The sequence below is a fragment of the Pontibacter roseus DSM 17521 genome (genome assembly GCF_000373265.1).
Classification (GTDB): Bacteria; Bacteroidota; Bacteroidia; order Cytophagales; family Hymenobacteraceae; genus Pontibacter; species Pontibacter roseus.
Genome location: NZ_KB890762.1, coordinates 980,115 through 997,191, shown reverse-complemented (window position 1 = coordinate 997,191; position 17,077 = coordinate 980,115). Strand labels below are relative to the sequence as shown.

Below are 17,077 nucleotides of genomic sequence, written 5' to 3'. Positions count from 1 at the left end.
TTCAGCTATGCAAAAAAACAACCCTACCATCACAAGAGCCTGGTGCTTTTATGATTGGGCCAACTCGGTATACTCGCTGGTCATCACCTCCACGATTTTCCCGATTTACTACAGTGCGGTCGCGAAAAACCCAGACACCGGCTCCACGATGGTGGATTTCTTTGGGTTCGGGATGCAGAGTTCCGTGCTCTTTTCCTATGCCGTATCGGCATCCTTCCTCATCATTGCGGCGCTGAGCCCTTTTCTGACTGCCATTGCCGATTACAGTGGCCGGAAGAAGCTGTTCATGCAGTTGTTCTGCTACCTGGGTTCACTCTCCTGCGCCGCCCTGTTCTTTTTCACCCGGGATACCTTCTCGGTTTCTGTTGTCCTGTTCATGCTGGCCTCCATCGGGTTTAGTGGCAGTATTGTGTTCTATAACTCCTATCTGCCCGAGATTGCCACGGAAGACCAGTACGACCGGCTGAGCGCGCGTGGCTTTGCGATGGGTTACATCGGGAGTGTGCTGCTGCTCATCTTCAACCTGGCCATGATTCTACAGCCAGGCTGGTTTGGTATTGCGGCTGATAACACCAGCCTGCCGCCGCGCATCGCCTTCCTGACTACGGGCTTTTGGTGGTTTGGCTTTGCCCAGTATACCTTCTATCACCTGCCAGCCAATGTGTACCAGCGCACTCCGCGGGGCAGCTGGATTCTGAATGGCTTCCGGGAACTACGGAAGGTGCTGGACCAGGTGAAGGGGCTGCCGTTGCTCAAACGCTACCTGTTGGCCTACTTCTTCTTTAATATGGGGGTGCAGACAGTGATGTATGTGGCCACTATTTTTGGAATTGAGGTGCTGCAACTGCCCGATGACGCGCTCATCATAACTATTCTTATCATCCAGCTGGTGGCTATAGCCGGAGCCTACGGATTTGCTTTTATGTCATCGAGGTATGGCAACATCCGAGCACTGATTGTCGCTGTTATCATCTGGATTTGCATCTGTGCGGCGGCCTATTTCATCACTACGGCCATGGAGTTTTATGTATTGGCCGCTGTAGTGGGTTCTGTGATGGGAGGTATACAGTCTTTGTCCCGCTCTACATACACGAAGCTTATACCGGCAACCACCAAGGACCATGCTTCCTTTTTCAGTTTTTATGACGTGACGGAGAAGGTTTCCATTGTGTTGGGCACCCTCGCTTACGGCGCCATTGCGCAGGTAACTGGGTCGATGCGCTACAGCATCCTGGCCCTCATCCTGTTCTTTGCAGTTGGCCTTATCTTCCTGTCATTGATTAAGGGGAAGAAGTCACTGGAGCCGCAGCCAGCTGTAAACTAAGCCAAACAAGGTATAGCTAAGAGCAGTTGCTCCTGCTCCATGCTCTCGGCATTCTGAACTAAAATAACAGGTATAGCTTTAAAATGCAAAAGCCCTCCTAGATGTAGGAGGGCTTTTGCATGATTGTGAAATCCGGTTCTAGATTACTTCTGGTATACCTTTTTACCATTCACATAAGTGCGGAGCACCTGCAGGCCGCGCATCTGGTCAGGTGCTACGGTCATCAGGTCACGGTCTACGAGGATGAAGTCGGCGAACTTGCCTGGCTCCAGGCTGCCTTTCTCATTCTCCTCGAAAGCGGCCTTGGCGGCCCAGATGGTCATGCCTCGCATGGCTTCCTGCCGGCTCAGTGCGTTCTCCATCTGGAAGCCTCCTTCCGGCCAGTTCTTGCCATCCTGACGCGCCACGGCTGCATGGAAGCCATACACCGGGTTGATATCCTCTACCGGGAAGTCGCTGCCCAACGGGATATAGCCGTTCTGGTCCAGCAACTCCTTGAACGGATAGGCGTGTGCGATGCGCTCCTTTCCTAGTCTGTCACCGGCCCAGTACATGTCGGAGGTGGCGTGGGTCGGCTGCACCGACGGGATGATGCTGAACTTCCCGAACTTGGCCATATCAGCCGGGTTGATGATTTGGGCATGCTCAATGCGCCAGCGCTTGTCATTTTTTCCACCCAGTACCTCGCCATAGATATCGAGTAACAGGCGGTTGGCGGAGTCACCAATGGCGTGGGTGTTCATCTGGAAGCCATGTTGGTTGAGCAGGGCGGCTATGTCACGGAACTCCTTCTCGGAGGCCAGCAGGAAACCGAAATGGTTGTGGCGGTCGCTGTACGGTTTCAGCAGGCTGGCACCCCGTGAGCCCAAGGCGCCATCGGAGTACACCTTGAAGGAGCGCACGTTCAGGCGGTCCGTTTTGTAAGGGCCGCTCTTAAAATAGTGGTCCTGATTTATTTTGCCGGGGTTCATCATGGCGTACACGCGCATCTGCAGGTCGCCGCTCTTGTGCATGGCTTCCATCAAATCAACCGTGGACTTGTCCAAGCCTGCGTCGGCTACTGAGGTGAGGCCCACGACGAAGCAGTTTTTCTCGGCTTTCTGCAGTGCCTGGCGTTGTTCCTGCTCATCGGGCTCCGGTATCTTGGAAGAAACCAAATCAATGGCGTTGTCAATGAGGATGCCGGTCATACGGCCGCCTTCCACCTCCACCAGGCCGCCCACCATTTTGGTCTGAGGCGTGATGCCTGCCAGGTCAAGGGCTTTCTGGTTTGCTAGGGCCGCATGGCCGTCGATGCGGGTAAGCAGCACGGGCGTATTCGGGAAAAGCAGGTCCAGCGTGTCCTTTGTCGGGAATTCCTTCACAGGCCAGTCGTTCTGGTCCCAGCCGCGGCCTTCAATCCAGTCGGCGTCCGGGTACTGCTTTTGCTGGTCCACCACCTTCTGCACCACTTCTTTGTAAGAGGTAGTGCCTACCAGGTCAGCCGACTGCAGCGCCAGGCCATATCGGTAGAAGTGGGCGTGCCCGTCAATCAAACCAGGGTAGATGGTCTGTCCTTCGGCATCCAGTTCCTCGGAGGCCGAGTACTGCTTACGGATGTCGGCCGTGGTGCCTACTGCCACTATTTTGCCGTCCTTCACGGCAAAGGCTTCGGCCTGGTCAAAGTTGTCGTTTACCGTGTATATGTTGCCGTTGTACACAACCAGGTCAACGGACTCGGTGTTGGTGCAACTGCTCAGGATTGAGGTGCCCAGCAGGGCAGCAGCGGCAAAGGTGCGTAGCGTTTTTTTCATGTATGGGTTTATTCGAAGCGCATGTGTTTCACTGACTCACCCGAGTTGATGAGTTCTATCAGGGAGTCTATACCTATGCTCAGGTGCTTCTCTACATAGTTTGTGGTTACCAGTTTATCGCTTTCAGAGGTCTTCACACCTTCAGGAATCATCGGGTTGTCCGATACTAGCAGCAGGGCGCCGTGTGGAATCTCGTTGATGAAGCCTACCGTGAAGATAGTGGCCGTCTCCATGTCGATGCCCATGGCCCGAATCTGGCGCAGGTACTCCTTGAAGTCCTCATCGTGCTCCCACACGCGGCGGTTGGTGGTGTACACGGTGCCGGTCCAGTAGTCCATCTCGTGCTTCTTGATCATGGACGAGACGGCGCGCTGCAGACGGAACGAAGGCAGAGCCGGAATTTCTGGTGGCAGGTAGTCATCGGATGTACCCTCGCCGCGTATGGCCGCGATAGGCAATATAAGGTCACCGATTTGAGTTTTCCGCTTCAGGCCGCCGCACTTGCCTAAAAACAGGGCTGCCTTTGGTTTGATGGCGGAAAGCAAATCCATAACAGTGGCTGCCATGGCACTGCCCATCCCGAAGTTGATGATGGTGATGTTGTTGGCCGTGGCCGTTTGCATGGGCTTGTCCAGGCCTTTCATCTCGACGCCGAAGCGGTCGGAGAACATGCGCACGTAATTGATAAAGTTGGTCAGGAGAATGTACTCTCCAAACTCGTTCAGGGGGACTCCTGTATACCTGGGAAGCCAGTCGCCTACTATTTCCTCTTTCGTCTTCATGGGTTAAATATATAGAATAAGATATAAAAAAGCCGCCTCGGCAAGCTTTGTCGCTGGGGCGGGGCGGCAAAAAACGGTAAATTGCGGTATGGAAACGCTGAACCTGCCGCCATTTGCGTATAAAATTAAGCAATCTGGCGCAAACTCGTTGATTTTTGACCTGCTCCGCCGGAAATATGTGCTGCTCACGCCTGAGGAGTGGGTACGGCAGCATTTCCTTTATTACCTCACCGGAACGCTCAGCTACCCCAAAAGCCTCATCAGTATTGAACGGGGTACCACATATAACAAGTTGCAGAAGCGCACCGATCTGTGCGTTTATGACCAGCAGGGGAAGCCGCACCTATTGGTGGAGTGCAAGGCAGCCCATGTGCCCATTACGCAGGATGTGGTGAAACAGGTGTCGGTGTACAACCAGGTGCTGCAGGCACGGTATGTGGTCATCACCAACGGGCTGGAGCACTACTGCTGGGAGGTGGACTTTGTAACCCGCCAGTTCAAGCCTCTGCAGGAAATACCGCCTTTCCAGTCCGGCTTTTAACTACTGCTTCCTCCTCCAGAAATACAAATCGTTCTGTACCAGTTTGTTGCGGAAATATTGCACATAGGCTTTCAGCTGCCGATTCTGTGACTCATTTGCGGAAGTAGGTCTCATCTCCGGGAAGGTATAGGAACGGGTCTGGTCATCGGCGGTGAGCTCGGCTATACCTTGCTGCTGCACCAGGAAGTAAGAGGCACCGTTGTAGAATAAGGCCCGGCCAGAGCGGGTCGTGTCCAGTACGGATTCACCGAAAGGAAGCACCTTGTCGGTAGGCAGGTTCAGGTAATCCACTACCGTAGGCAGGATGTCGGCGTGCTGCGTCACTTTCTGCTCATCCCCTTGCAGCTGCTTACCGGGATGGAAGAGCAGCAGGGGCACGCGGTAATAGCCTAGTTCATTTTGGTACTCCGGCCGCACGCTTTTCTGGGTATGGTCCGCCACCAGAATGAACAGCGTGTTCTCGTACCAGGGCTGCTGCGAAGCGGTCCGGAAGAACTCCTTCAAAGCGTAATCCGAATAGCCTACCGATTCATGTATCTCTAGTTCGCCCTTCGGGAATCGGCCTTTGTATTGCGAAGGAACGGTATAGGGGTGGTGCGCGCTGAGCGTGAAGACCGTGGTGAAGAATGGCTGTCGGAACCTATTCAGCTCCTTGGCCACGTACTGCAGGTATGGCTCATCGAAAATGCCCCAGTTGCCATCATAGTCTTGTGAGCGGCGGTCTGCCGGATATTCATCCAGACCATAGTAGCGTTGAATGCCAGCCATTTGCGTGAACTGATTGAAACCCATGGTTCCATTAGTCGCGCCATGGAAAAATGCCGATTCATAGCCCGCCTCCTGTAGCAGATGGCCCAAGCTGTAGAGCGTGTTGGATTGGTAAGGCGAGATGATGTAAGGTTCCTGCAAAAGCGAAGGCAGACCTGATAGGATGGAGGGTAGCCCCTCAATGGACTTGCGCCCATTGGCAAAGCTGTTCTGGAAAAGCAGGCCATGCTGCGCGAGCGAATCCAGGAAAGGGGTATAACCCTGTCCACCGTTCAAAGCGCCCACATACTCGGCCGCAAAACTCTCCAGTATAATCAGGACCACGTTCTCCTGCAGCGGCGGGCCGTCCGGCTGGCTGTACCTGTAGGGGTTGAGGTCAATCGTTGCCAGCAATTCTTCATCCGTAACGAAATAGTGCTTCTCCTCCAACTGGGTTTTGCCTATGCTCTTGATGAACGTGAAAGGGCTGTTCAGGGACAGATGCCCCAGCGCCGCCGGCTCCAGCACAAAAGCATGGGCAGGCCTGAGCGGCTTGAGCTGTATGCCGCCGCGTATGCCCAGCACCACAAAGCCCGCCACCAGCAGCAGCCTGAGGTAGCGCAACCAAACGGCTGGCGCCTGGGCAGGTATAGCATCAGCCTTCGGGTAGACTCTGGCAATGGCCACCACCAGTGCTACAAACCCCAGCACCAGGTACCAGTAGTAGCGCGCTAGCTGCGCCAACTGGTCCAGAATATCGCCCGTAATGGTGAACACTTCATTGCCAGAGCGCCTGCCAATGAACTTGAAGAACTCCACGTCGGCCAGGGCCAGCGCAATGAAAGGAGCGTTTGTTAGCACAAAGAGCCATTTCAGCGCGAGTTGGTATCTCGGGTGCTGCACATTGCCCTGGGGCAGGAGGGAGAGCAGGATGAACAGCGAGTTGATGATGACCAGCGCGGCCACGTCGAAACGGAAGCCATGAACGAAGGCCAGGGCTATCTGCCCGGCGTCTGCCTCCGCGAAAGTGCCATAGTTGAAAGCATAGAAGACGACCCGCAGCAGCGTATACAGCAGGAACACGAACCCTAGCCGGCGTAACAGCAGTCGGAATGTACTATCAAACATCAAGGAATTCTGAAATCATTCGGTTGCCTGCCAGGGCCTCTACAGGTATAGCTGCCGCCCAAGCATCTTGCAAAGGTACCTAAAAGGATGCTGACTAGAAAGTGACCGGCCTGGCTAGGTATAGCCGGTAGGCGCCTCCCCACTCAAGACAGGCCAAAAACAGAAGCGCCTTCCCGATTTTCTCAGAAAGGCGCTCTACAATATATGCTCGTGAAGCTAATGTAGTGACTACAGCACAGAATCAACTGGTACATACTCCAAGTTGAAGGCCTCGGCCACACCTTTGTAAACAACTTTGCCATCTACCACGTTCAAGCCCAGCTTTAGCTCGTTGCTGTCAGAGCAGGCTTTCTGCCAGCCTTTGTTGGCTAGCTGAAGCGCATAAGGTAGGGTAGCGTTAGTGAGTGCTAGCGTAGAGGTATAAGGAACGGCACCTGGCATGTTGGCCACGCAGTAGTGCACCACGTCATCAATGATATAGGTCGGGTTCTCGTGCGTAGTTGGCTTGCAGGTCTCGATGCAACCGCCCTGGTCAACGGCTACGTCCACTACTACCGTACCTGGTCGCATCTCCTTCAACATGTCGCGTGTAATCAAGTGTGGCGCCTTAGCACCCGGAATCAACACGGCACCGATGATGAGGTCGTGCGTAGGGAGGAGCTCACGTACGTTGTATTCATTCGACATGAAAGTGTTCACGTTGGCTGGCATGATGTCGTCTAGGTAACGCAGGCGGGCCAGGTTCGTGTCCAGGATGGTCACGTCGGCTCCCATACCTGCCGCCATTTTCGCGGCGTTGGTACCTACCACGCCACCACCCAGAATCATCACCTTAGCGGGACGCACACCTGGTACGCCACCCAACAGGATGCCACGGCCTTTCAATGGCTTCTCCAGGTACTTGGCACCTTCCTGGATGGACATACGACCGGCTACCTCAGACATAGGCACCAGCAAAGGGAGGCTTCTGTCCGGCTTCTCTACAGTCTCGTAGGCAAGGCAAATGGCCTTACGCTCAATCATGGCGTGTGTCAGCGGCTCGTAAGAGGCAAAGTGGAAGTACGTGAACAGCAGCTGGCCTTCTTTAATCAGGCTGTACTCCGACTCAATCGGCTCCTTCACCTTGATAATCATCTCAGCGATGCCGTATACCTCTTCAATGCTCGGAAGTATAGTGGCGCCTGCCTTCTCGTAATCTTCGTTGGCAAAGCCGCTGCCTTCGCCGGCCGTAGCCTGCACGTATACCGAGTGGCCGTTGCGCACCAGTTCAACTACACCGGCAGGGGTTACGCCTACGCGGTTTTCGTTATTCTTGATTTCCTTTGGAACACCAATAATCATGTCGTTCTGTTTATAAATTAGTTATTGGAAAAGCTGCGCAAATATACCACATCTATCCTGAAATAAAAGGTTAATTCAATAGGGTGTCATAACATTGTATTGGCAACCGCAGGTAGCTGAGCAAGGGGAGTTTAAGTAGGGCCTGAACCGACGCGCAGCCGCAGTCAGCAGAGGCTATACCTGCATGGATAGGCTATTTGATAGGGGCAGTTCAACCAGTTGCACTGCTCAGGGGAAGTGGGTAGATATAAAATGAAAAAAGGCAGTGATAGAATCACTGCCATTAGTACAAAATAAAACTATGAAAAAAACTATCTGAAAGGTACCGGCTGTGTGCCCTCCCTTAACATATTCTTTTGAGCCAGACTCTCTACCACTGTCGCCTTCAGCGTGAGCTTCAGGTCTGGCATTACTATATCATTTGAAATAATAGAAACTACCTCGCTTTGCTCCTTTAACATTGTAGGATTATAGGTTAGTTCCAAAATCGCTTGCTGTCCAGGCTTTATTGATGGCTCCGATACTCTGTAGCTCACGCAGTTGCATTTGGACTTCACTCCCTGTATCACCAGGTCCTGCCGACCCGTGTTTTTGATTGTGAACTTGGCTACAGCTTTTTGTCCTTTTTCAAGTTTTCCGAAGCTGTACGATGTGTTACCAACAGCCAAACGCGGCGAATTTGCTTTTTGTTCCGGCGTGTGACTTGTTTTTAAATCTTTTGGCCCAACCTCCCCTTTGATGAAGATAACGGCATGAGGGGTAGCCGCATTGGAGGTAACTGAAATAGACTTGTGGAACGGGCCGGGACGGCCGGTGCTGTTATAGGCAGCCTTGATGACGCCTGTTTTGCCAGGCAGTATCGGGTCCTTGGTCCAGTCCGGGGTAGTGCAGCCACACGAAGGCTGTACATTCGCTATAACCACAGGCTTGTCGCCCACGTTCTTTACAACGAACTCATAAGTTGCCTGCACTCCTTCGGCTATGGTGCCAAAGTCGTGTGTCTCCTTCTCGAATTTGAGTTCGCCCTGTGCGGAGGCACTGAAACCTGCCAAAAGCAGGCTGAGCATTGTCAGTAAGTAAATTTTTCTGTTCATGTACCGGTAATTTAAGTAAGCTGCTCCTGTTTTACAAAGCAAACAAAGATATAAATTCTTTTAACAAAAAAACAGTATCAACAACCAAGCCGTGGTCCGCCTGAGGTCACCTCAGATTTGAATTTCGGCTAATCTTGAGTACTTTTGATGGTAAAAACAAATAAAATCCTTTATAGAGAAGACATGCAGACTGCTGAAGCATCTATAACTCAACGACTAAGCACCCAGGAAATACTCAACGACTACCGCATCGCGTGGGAGAGCCGCCAGGCAAGTCTCGCCGGCCGTAAGGAGGTGTTCATGGGCAAAGCGAAGTTCGGCATATTTGGTGACGGGAAAGAAGTGGCACAATTGGCCATGGCCAAGTTTTTCCAGAACGGTGACTTCCGTTCCGGCTACTACCGCGACCAGACCTTTATGTTCGCTATTGGTGAACTGACGCTGCAGCAATACTTTGCACAATTATATGCGCATACCGATGTAGAAGCAGAGCCTTCCACAGCCGGCCGCGCCATGAACGGACACTTCGGCACCCGCCTACTTGATGAGGAAGGCAAATGGAAAAACCTGACCGAGTCGAAGAACTCCAGCTCTGACATTTCCCCGACAGCATCTCAGATGCCGCGCCTGGTCGGTTTGGCTTACGCTTCCAAGCTATACCGCCAGAACCCGGATTTGCAACACATGACTCAGTTCTCGGTGAACGGAAACGAAGTCGCTTTTGGCACGATTGGCAACGCCTCCACCTCTGAGGGGATGTTCTTTGAGGCCATTAACGCCGCCGGCGTGCTGCAGGTGCCTATGCTGGTTTCTGTATGGGACGACGGTTACGGCATCTCGGTACCGGCCGAGTACCAGACTACCAAAGGCAGCATCTCGGAGATACTGGCTGGCTTCCAGCGCAACAGCCGCGAGGAACAGGGGTACGAGATTTTCAGGGTGAAAGGCTGGGATTACCTGGCGCTATGCGAAGCCTATGAAGCGGCCGTACGGGTGTGCCGGGAAGAGCACGTGCCTGTTCTGGTGCACGTAGAAGAACTCACTCAGCCTCAAGGTCATTCGACTTCCGGGTCACATGAAAGGTATAAGTCCAAAGAGCGCCTCGGCTGGGAAGCGGAATACGACTGCCTGCTGAAGATGCGCGAGTGGATGCTAAGTGCAGCGGTAGCCACCGCAGAGCAGTTGGACCAGATTGAGGCAGAAGCCAAAGAAGCTGTTCGGCAGGCCCGCAGCGCTGCTTGGAGCGCCTTTGCCGACGGCATCAAGGCCGATCATGAAGAAGCACTGAAACTGATGGACAGCCTGGCAGCCGCCAGCGAACATATCACCGAAATCGCCACCATCACAGAGGAACTACGCAAAACGTCAACTCCCATCCGAAGCGATGCGGTGAGAGCCGTACGTAAGGCCCTGCGCTACGTGCGCGATGAAAACAACCAAGCCAAGCGTGAACTGGTAGGCTGGCTGGAGCAGACGATGGGCGAGAACGCCGACCGTTTCAACTCCTACCTGTACAGCCAATCCGATGAGGCGGCTCTGCTGGTGGAGGAAGTGAAACCAGAGTTTGCAGAAGATGCTCCAGTAGTCGACGGTCGCGAAGTGCTGCAGGCTTGCTTTGATTCTATTCTGTCCCGTGACCCGCGTGTATTCGCCATCGGGGAAGACGTGGGTCGCATCGGTGACGTGAACCAAGCCTTTGCTGGTTTGCAGGAGAAGCATGGCGAGCTGCGCGTGACCGACACAGGTATACGCGAGTGCACGATCATCGGGCAGGGTATAGGAGCCTCCCTGCGTGGCCTGCGCCCCATCACCGAGATACAGTATTTAGACTATTTATTATATGCTATCCAGATTCTGTCTGACGATGTAGCCTGCTTGCAATATCGTACCAAAGGAGGTCAGAAGGCACCTTTGATTGTACGTACGCGTGGACACCGCCTGGAAGGTATATGGCATTCAGGATCGCCCATCGGCATGATTTTGCACAGTATCAGAGGCATGCACGTGCTGGTGCCGCGCGATATGACGCAGGCAGCAGGTTTCTACAACACGCTTCTGAAGGCAGATGAGCCGGCGCTGGTAATTGAGTGCCTGAACGGCTACCGCCTCAAGGAGCGTATACCTAGCAACATTGCTGAATTCACAGTGCCACTGGGTAAACCGGAGGTGCTGAAGGAGGGAACAGACATCACGGTGGTGACTTATGGCTCCATGTGCCGCATCGTAATGGAGGCGGCCCGTCAGCTGGAGGAGTTTAATATCTCTGTAGAAGTGATTGACGTACAGTCGCTTCTGCCATTCGACTTAGAGCATACGATTACAGACTCCATCCGCAAAACCAACCGGGTGCTGTTCGCCGATGAGGACGTGCCAGGCGGTGCAACTGCCTACATGATGCAGCAGGTGGTGGATGAGCAGGGTGCCTGGCGCTACCTCGACTCCAAGCCGCAGAGCCTGTCGGCGCATGCGCACCGTCCGCCCTACTCTTCCGATGGCGACTACTTCTCCAAGCCTAACCCGGAAGATGTGTTCGAAGCGGTGTACGACATCCTGCACGAAGCCGACCCTGCGACATATCCTAAGATTTACTAAGCAGAAAAGGAAAGGCCCTGTAGTATCAGCTACAGGGCCTTTCCTTTTCTATGCCTCAAGTGAATTGCTCTATTCTGGCTGAAACAGCGTTATCTCTTCCGTGGTTACCACATTGCTTTTGTTGGGTACAGGAGAATTACGGTCATAGATATGGATGTCGAACTTGATGACGGCGCCAGGCCCGAGCAAGAACAGGTCTGAGGTAATTTCGTTGATGGTGTACTTTATCTCGCCTTCCAGTGGCTCTGGCCTCTCGTCGGCGGATAGGCGCTGGAAGCGACCCGAGAACTGAAAGCCCGGTACCGGGAAGGGGTATGGTTCGAATCGGAAACCGCCCGCTCCGTCCTGCACCCGCACATACATAGTGGTCACGAAATTGTCGTGGTAGATGGAGCCGGGATTGAAGGGTGCCTGCCAATCTGAAGAGGCCGTGTCGCTGGAAAGGCCCAGATTGCCGTCGCCGTCCTTGAAACCTACTACCAGCACCAGGGAGTCGCGCTTCACGCCAAATTCCTCAAAATGATACTGTTCCACCCGCCTGTACTCTATTTCGGGTACCACATCGTATACAGGTTCTTTGCGGCAGGAGCTGAGGGTCAGCAACAGCAGGAGGCAGGCCATACCATACTTTAGCATGTATCTCATGTGGGATGTCGGAAAATGAAGCTAAATTTACTAAATCAAACGAACAGATACAGGAATTGTTATAAATAATTTGGATGGATTTCAAAGCCCGACACATCAGCCAATTGCACCAGAACCAGCCATTTGACTTTGACCAAGCTGCGCTGGAACTGTTCCGCTATCAGGCTCAGCACAACGCTGTGTATAGGGCTTTTCTGCAGCAACTTGGAAGAGACGTGCAGCAGGTGAGTCGGCTAGAGGAGATTCCGTTCCTGCCCATCGAGTTCTTCAAGACGCATGAGGTGAAAACCGGTGACTTTGAGCCGGAGGTGACGTTCTACAGCAGCGGCACCACCCAAACCTCCCGCAGCCGCCACCTGGTGGCGAGCCTGGATTGGTATACGCACACCACCCAACGGATTTTCGAGAGCTTCTATGGCTCTTTAACAGATTACGTGGTGCTGGCGCTGCTGCCATCCTACCTGGAGCAGGGCGGCTCCTCACTGGTGGCCATGGTCGATTTCTTCGTGAAGCAGACGGGGCAGCAGGAGGAAGGCTTTTACCTGCGCAACCACCAGCAACTGCTACAGACTATCCAATCGGTGCAGCAGCGAGGCAAGAAGGTGTTGCTCATTGGGGTGTCTTATGCGCTGCTCGACTGGGCAGATGAACTGCAGGGCAAAGAGGATTTCTCGAACGTCACCATCATGGAAACAGGCGGGATGAAGGGCCGCCGCCGCGAGATGATTCGGGAAGAACTGCACGCTTACCTGAGAAAAGGATTTGGGGTAAAGGCTATCCACTCGGAGTACGGCATGACGGAGCTGCTCTCGCAGGCATACTCCCTAGGAGATGGCGTTTTCAGACCCGGCTATACCTTGCGCGTGCTGCTACGCGACCTCAACGACCCTTTCGACATCCGGACGGACCTGCGTTCTGGCGGCATCAATGTGATTGACTTGGCCAATGTGGATTCCTGTGCCTTTATCGAGACCAAGGACATTGGTCGTTTATGCCCCACTGGCGAGTTTGAGGTACTCGGCCGCTTCGACAACTCCGACATCCGGGGCTGCAATCTTTTGATTGCCTGACATCCTATCTGCTATACCTGCGTTAAAGCTCCTCATGGGTTACATATTCTTTCTAGCACTGGTGGCAGGCATGGTCCTCCTTTTTTACAGATGGGCCACCCGCAAGGAGCGGAGACGGCGACAGGTGCTGGCACAGGGCTTTCCGGCGGAGTGGCGCAAAATCCTGCAGGACCGCGTCGGCTTCTACCATACCTTGGACGAGGAGAAAAAGGAACGTTTCGAGCGGATGCTCCTGCTTTTCCTGTCAGAGAAGCGCATCACAGGTATACAGACCGAGGTGGATGATACAACCAAGGTACTGGTAGGAGCCAGCGCCATCATCCCGATTTTCGGTTTTCAGGATTGGGAGTACCACAACCTGGGCGAGGTGCTGGTGTTCCCCGGCAGCATCCACAAGTATAAAAATCAGGACAACGAAGCTGTTACGGAGGTGCTAGGCCGGGTGAACCCTTTCCAGAACGACCATTATGTGACGCTGTCGAAGCCGGCGCTGGAGCAGGGCTTCAATGACATGGCCGACCGTAAGAACGTAGGCATACATGAATTCGCGCACATGCTGGACCAGGCCGACGGAGAGATAGACGGTATACCGAAGGCCTATTTGCCCGAGGAACTGGTGCGACCTTGGGAGGAGCTCATGTACCGTAAAATCAGCCAGATTGAAAAAGGACAGTCCGACATCAACTCCTACGGCGCTACCAGCGAGGCCGAATTCTTTGCCGTGGTCACAGAATATTTCTTCGAGAAGCCAGGCCAATTGGCCGAGGAGCACCCGCGTCTGTATGAGATGCTGACAAAGATTTTCCACCAGAACCCCAAACGCCGCTTCCGACTCAATTTCCGGAACTTGCTCAGCCCTTACGGAAAGCGTCTTGGCCGTAACGAACTTTGCCCTTGCGGGAGCGGGGAGAAGTACAAGAACTGCTGTCTGCTGAAAAAGGGAGCTGCTGTAGCGGCGGCTGCTTAGGTATAAATGATTCAAGCCAGCAATAGCTGGTTGCTGTTGGTGTAGTATGTCCGCTATACGTTTGCTAATTCGTTGCTGGCCTCCCTTGTCCTCAGTATGAATCCACACATGGACAAGTACACATGCTGTCATTCCGAAAGGAGGAATCTCATGCCCTTCCGGCCGCACATCCAGCGCCAGCGCAGATGCGGCTTTTGTGAGGACAACAAGGGAGGAAGCGGAAAGATAGGAGCGCCAGATGCAGATTGATTCGCATATTTCACCGCCGGTTCCCGCTGCGCTCGCACCGGCGGTGGCTATGGTAACAGATTCCTCCTTCCGTCGGAATGACAGAAACGAGAGGGGAACGACAGGAGTGCGAGTAGGTATAGCAGAGCACACTTACTACAGCAGCTACATGGCAGCGGCATCGGCCAAGTGCACTAAATGGCGCTCCACTGTTCAAGTGGTCAGCGAGTGGGGGTAGGGGCCCTCAAGAAAGGAGCATCTTGACCTTTTTGTCCACTTTTTTCATCAAGGAAAAAAGTAGGTGCCCGCCGCACAGGCTAGGCTATGAGACAATATTAAGTTGAGGATGCATAAGCAGCAGACATAAAAGCAGATTGCCCCGACTATCCAGCCGAGGCAATCAAAAAAGGTAAAAACAGAAGATTTTAAAGTCTTACGCAACTACTGGCCTAGCGTAGGCTTTGGCATCCTCAGCCGTTATCTCCTGTCCGCTCATGATAACCAGTCGCTCCACCACATTGCGCAACTCCCGCACGTTACCGCGCCAGTCCAGCGTTTGTAGGTAGGCGAGCGCATCGGCTGTGATGGCCTTGGGTTTGTTGCCATAGTCGTTGGCGATGTCTTGCAAGAACTTCTGAACCAAGTCTGGGATGTCCTCGCGTCGCTCGTTGAGCGGCGGCACGTGTATCAGGATTACGCCCAGGCGGTGGTACAAGTCCTCCCGGAATGTCTTCGCTTCAATCTCCTCCAGCAGGTTCTTGTTGGTGGCCGCCAATACCCGCACATCCACCTGTATGTCCTTGTCGCCGCCAACGCGCGTAATCTTATGCTCCTGCAGCGCCCGCAGCACCTTGGCCTGTGCCGATAGGCTCATATCGCCCACCTCATCCAAGAAAAGGGTGCCGCCGTTGGCCTGCTCAAACTTACCAATGCGCTGTTTCACGGCCGAGGTAAAGGAGCCCTTCTCGTGACCAAATAACTCGCTCTCAATCAATTCACTTGGTATAGCGGCGCAGTTCACCTCAATCAATGGACCATTGGAGCGGTTGCTGTACTCGTGTATGGCACGCGCGACAAGCTCTTTTCCCGAGCCGTTGGGGCCGGTAATCAGGACACGGGCATCGGTAGGGGCTACTTTCTCAATAGCCTGCTTCACGCGTCCCAGCGCGTCAGAGCTTCCCACCATCTCGTAGGTCTTGGAAATCTTCTTCTTCAGAATCTTCGTTTCCGTCACCAGATTCGATTTATCGAGTGCATTGCGAACAGTCACCAGCAGGCGGTTCAAATCCGGTGGCTTCTGCAGGAAATCGTAGGCGCCTTTTTTGGTAGCCTCCACGGCGGTGTCAATAGTGCCGTGCGCCGATATCATGATGAAAGGCGTATCAGGGCTCATTTCCATGGCCTTCTCCAGCACCTCTATGCCGTCCATACCTGGCATTTTGATATCGCAGAGCACTACGTCATACCTGGTCTTTCCCAGTTGCTGCAGTCCCCTGATGCCGTCCTCGGCCTCATCCACATTGTAATTCTCAAACTCCAATATCTCCTTCAGGGTGCTGCGGATGGCCCGCTCGTCATCTATAATCAGGATTTTGGGCATATTTTCTCTCGTTATAATCTGTGAGGATAAGTATATAAAATAAACAGCCGCTAATCAAGCGGCCGCTGCATTTGTACGATATATTTGCCAATTAAGCTATACCTAGCCAGGCTTCTCACGAATTGGTGAAGTTGATGACGCTGTACAGCTCTGGCTCCAGGAAAGGGCCTCCGGGGTACCCGGCGGTATAGTCAAAGTTTATCCAAAGCTCGCCGTCGGTCTCATGGAAGTGGATTTTGCCGCCTGTCACTTCGTCCGGAAACAGTGACCGCACCGCGTGGCTCACCTTGTCCAGGTCCTCTACTGTGCCCATCTTCACCTCGGTATACATGTGGTTGGGTGAAATCACGATGCGTGCCTCACCGCCTATGGCCATGATGGAGGAGGCCATCAGGATGGCGTAGTCGTCACAGTCGCCGGCCAGCAACTTAACGCTTTCAGTAGGCGGGGAGTAGTAGTCGAGGCCGAGCGGGTCGTTGACGTAGCGCCAGCTGTTGCGCACGTGTTTGAAGAGCGAGAAGTAGCGGACCATCTTGCCGTACTTGCGGTAGTACTCGTCATGGAAGAAGCGGGTGGAGTTCTCTACCCCGAAGGCACGCACGGCGGGGTGCGTCGGCTGCATGGCGCTCCGGACGCGGCGCTCCTGGAAATAGGTTCCCCGCACGGGCTTGAAGTAGGATACCTTGCTCGAGTTGCTGGTCATGTTCACCAGCATGGCGTTGTAGTCGGCGTAGAGGTTCTCTACGGTATAGTCGTCGAAGGTGCTGTTGAAAAACATGGCCCCCATGATGCCCACAAACAGCAGCAGGATGAGCTTTTGGTTGATGGTGGTGATGATGACCGAGATGATGGCCGCCAGTATGACACACAGCAGGAAGTTCAGCTCGTAGTCGATGAAGCTGATAGGAGGAAGATAGAAACTAATCAGGACCGCCATCGGGAAGACGATGATGATCTGAACAAACCGAACTATAAACTTAGTCAGATTGGAGAGCTTGAATAGCTGCGTCATGATTACCCAAATTTCGTGGTTTCTGGCGCCTAAGGCCCTTCTGGCTTTAAAACTGCATCAATAAAAAATAGCTTTAAACCTGTAACGCAAAACCCGGGCCTTTCTACTCATTCTCTGGCTCAAATTCCTGATGTTTTTTCGCGCTGCCGATTCGGTAATAATTTCGGCATTATTTTCTTGTTTCGAAAGCCGGGGGCACAAAAGGTTAAAATT

14 protein-coding genes are annotated in these 17,077 nt (G+C 53.5%); 6 read left to right on the top strand and 8 right to left on the bottom strand.

Annotation, left to right across the window (positions count from 1 at the left end; all coding sequences use genetic code 11):
* Nucleotides 1–7: 7 nt before the first annotated feature.
* Complete coding sequence (locus B051_RS0110970; RefSeq protein WP_018478254.1) at nt 8–1,324, top strand: MFS transporter; 1,317 nt, start codon at nt 8–10, stop codon at nt 1,322–1,324.
* Between the two features lie 143 nt (nt 1,325–1,467).
* Here B051_RS0110970 and B051_RS0110965 read toward each other — a convergent pair whose 3' ends face one another.
* Together B051_RS0110965 and B051_RS0110960 are read right to left on the bottom strand one after the other, a co-directional pair.
* A complete protein-coding gene (locus B051_RS0110965) occupies nt 1,468–3,117 on the bottom strand; it encodes an amidohydrolase (protein WP_018478253.1) in 1,650 nt (549 codons plus the stop codon).
* Between the two features lie 8 nt (nt 3,118–3,125).
* Nucleotides 3,126–3,899: an AMP nucleosidase gene (locus B051_RS0110960; protein ID WP_018478252.1), complete on the bottom strand. Its 774-nt coding sequence runs from the start codon at nt 3,897–3,899 to the stop codon at nt 3,126–3,128.
* Between the two features lie 88 nt (nt 3,900–3,987).
* On the opposite strand from B051_RS0110960, the gene B051_RS0110955 reads away from it, so the two are divergent.
* Complete coding sequence (locus B051_RS0110955) at nt 3,988–4,440, top strand: type I restriction enzyme HsdR N-terminal domain-containing protein (RefSeq protein ID WP_018478251.1); 453 nt, start codon at nt 3,988–3,990, stop codon at nt 4,438–4,440.
* Here B051_RS0110955 and B051_RS0110950 read toward each other — a convergent pair whose 3' ends face one another.
* The 3 genes from B051_RS0110950 to B051_RS0110940 form a co-directional block, all read right to left on the bottom strand.
* Nucleotides 4,441–6,315, bottom strand: coding sequence for an LTA synthase family protein (locus B051_RS0110950; RefSeq protein WP_018478250.1), 1,875 nt, complete (start codon nt 6,313–6,315; stop codon nt 4,441–4,443). It lies immediately after the preceding gene.
* Nucleotides 6,316–6,543: 228 nt separating this feature from the next.
* Entirely contained in the window at nt 6,544–7,656 is a 1,113-nt protein-coding gene (gene ald / locus B051_RS0110945) for an alanine dehydrogenase (RefSeq protein ID WP_018478249.1), read from the bottom strand.
* A gap of 311 nt (nt 7,657–7,967) precedes the next feature.
* Nucleotides 7,968–8,750, bottom strand: coding sequence for a DUF1573 domain-containing protein (locus tag B051_RS0110940; RefSeq protein WP_018478248.1), 783 nt, complete (start codon nt 8,748–8,750; stop codon nt 7,968–7,970).
* A 183-nt stretch (nt 8,751–8,933) separates the two neighbouring features.
* Here B051_RS0110940 and B051_RS0110935 point away from each other — a divergent pair, with 183 nt between their 5' ends.
* On the top strand, nt 8,934–11,342 hold the full coding sequence (locus B051_RS0110935; RefSeq protein WP_018478247.1) for an alpha-ketoacid dehydrogenase subunit alpha/beta: 2,409 nt from the start codon (nt 8,934–8,936) through the stop codon (nt 11,340–11,342).
* 69 nt (nt 11,343–11,411) lie between these two features.
* Here the strand turns inward: B051_RS0110935 and B051_RS0110930 are convergent, their stop codons facing one another.
* Nucleotides 11,412–11,987 (bottom strand): hypothetical protein, encoded by a 576-nt coding sequence (locus tag B051_RS0110930; protein WP_157578750.1) that lies wholly within the window; start codon nt 11,985–11,987, stop codon nt 11,412–11,414.
* A gap of 74 nt (nt 11,988–12,061) precedes the next feature.
* On the opposite strand from B051_RS0110930, the gene B051_RS0110925 reads away from it, so the two are divergent.
* The 3 genes from B051_RS0110925 (at nt 12,062) to B051_RS22450 (ending at nt 14,490) form a co-directional block, all read left to right on the top strand.
* Entirely contained in the window at nt 12,062–13,057 is a 996-nt protein-coding gene (locus B051_RS0110925) for an acyl-CoA synthetase family protein (protein WP_018478245.1), read from the top strand.
* Nucleotides 13,058–13,091: 34 nt separating this feature from the next.
* The gene (locus B051_RS0110920) at nt 13,092–14,024 is read left to right on the top strand and encodes a zinc-dependent peptidase (protein ID WP_018478244.1); all 933 of its coding nucleotides are present in this window, start codon (nt 13,092–13,094) and stop codon (nt 14,022–14,024) included.
* 298 nt (nt 14,025–14,322) lie between these two features.
* Nucleotides 14,323–14,490 carry a hypothetical protein gene (locus B051_RS22450; RefSeq protein ID WP_157578748.1) on the top strand — a complete coding sequence of 56 codons (168 nt, stop codon included), beginning with the start codon at nt 14,323–14,325 and terminating at the stop codon, nt 14,488–14,490.
* A gap of 195 nt (nt 14,491–14,685) precedes the next feature.
* On the opposite strand, the gene B051_RS0110915 is transcribed toward B051_RS22450, so the two are convergent.
* A complete protein-coding gene (locus B051_RS0110915) occupies nt 14,686–15,852 on the bottom strand; it encodes a sigma-54-dependent transcriptional regulator (RefSeq protein WP_018478243.1) in 1,167 nt (388 codons plus the stop codon).
* Nucleotides 15,853–15,967: 115 nt separating this feature from the next.
* Nucleotides 15,968–16,864, bottom strand: coding sequence for a transglutaminase domain-containing protein (locus B051_RS0110910; RefSeq protein WP_018478242.1), 897 nt, complete (start codon nt 16,862–16,864; stop codon nt 15,968–15,970).
* Nucleotides 16,865–17,077: the final 213 nt, after the last annotated feature.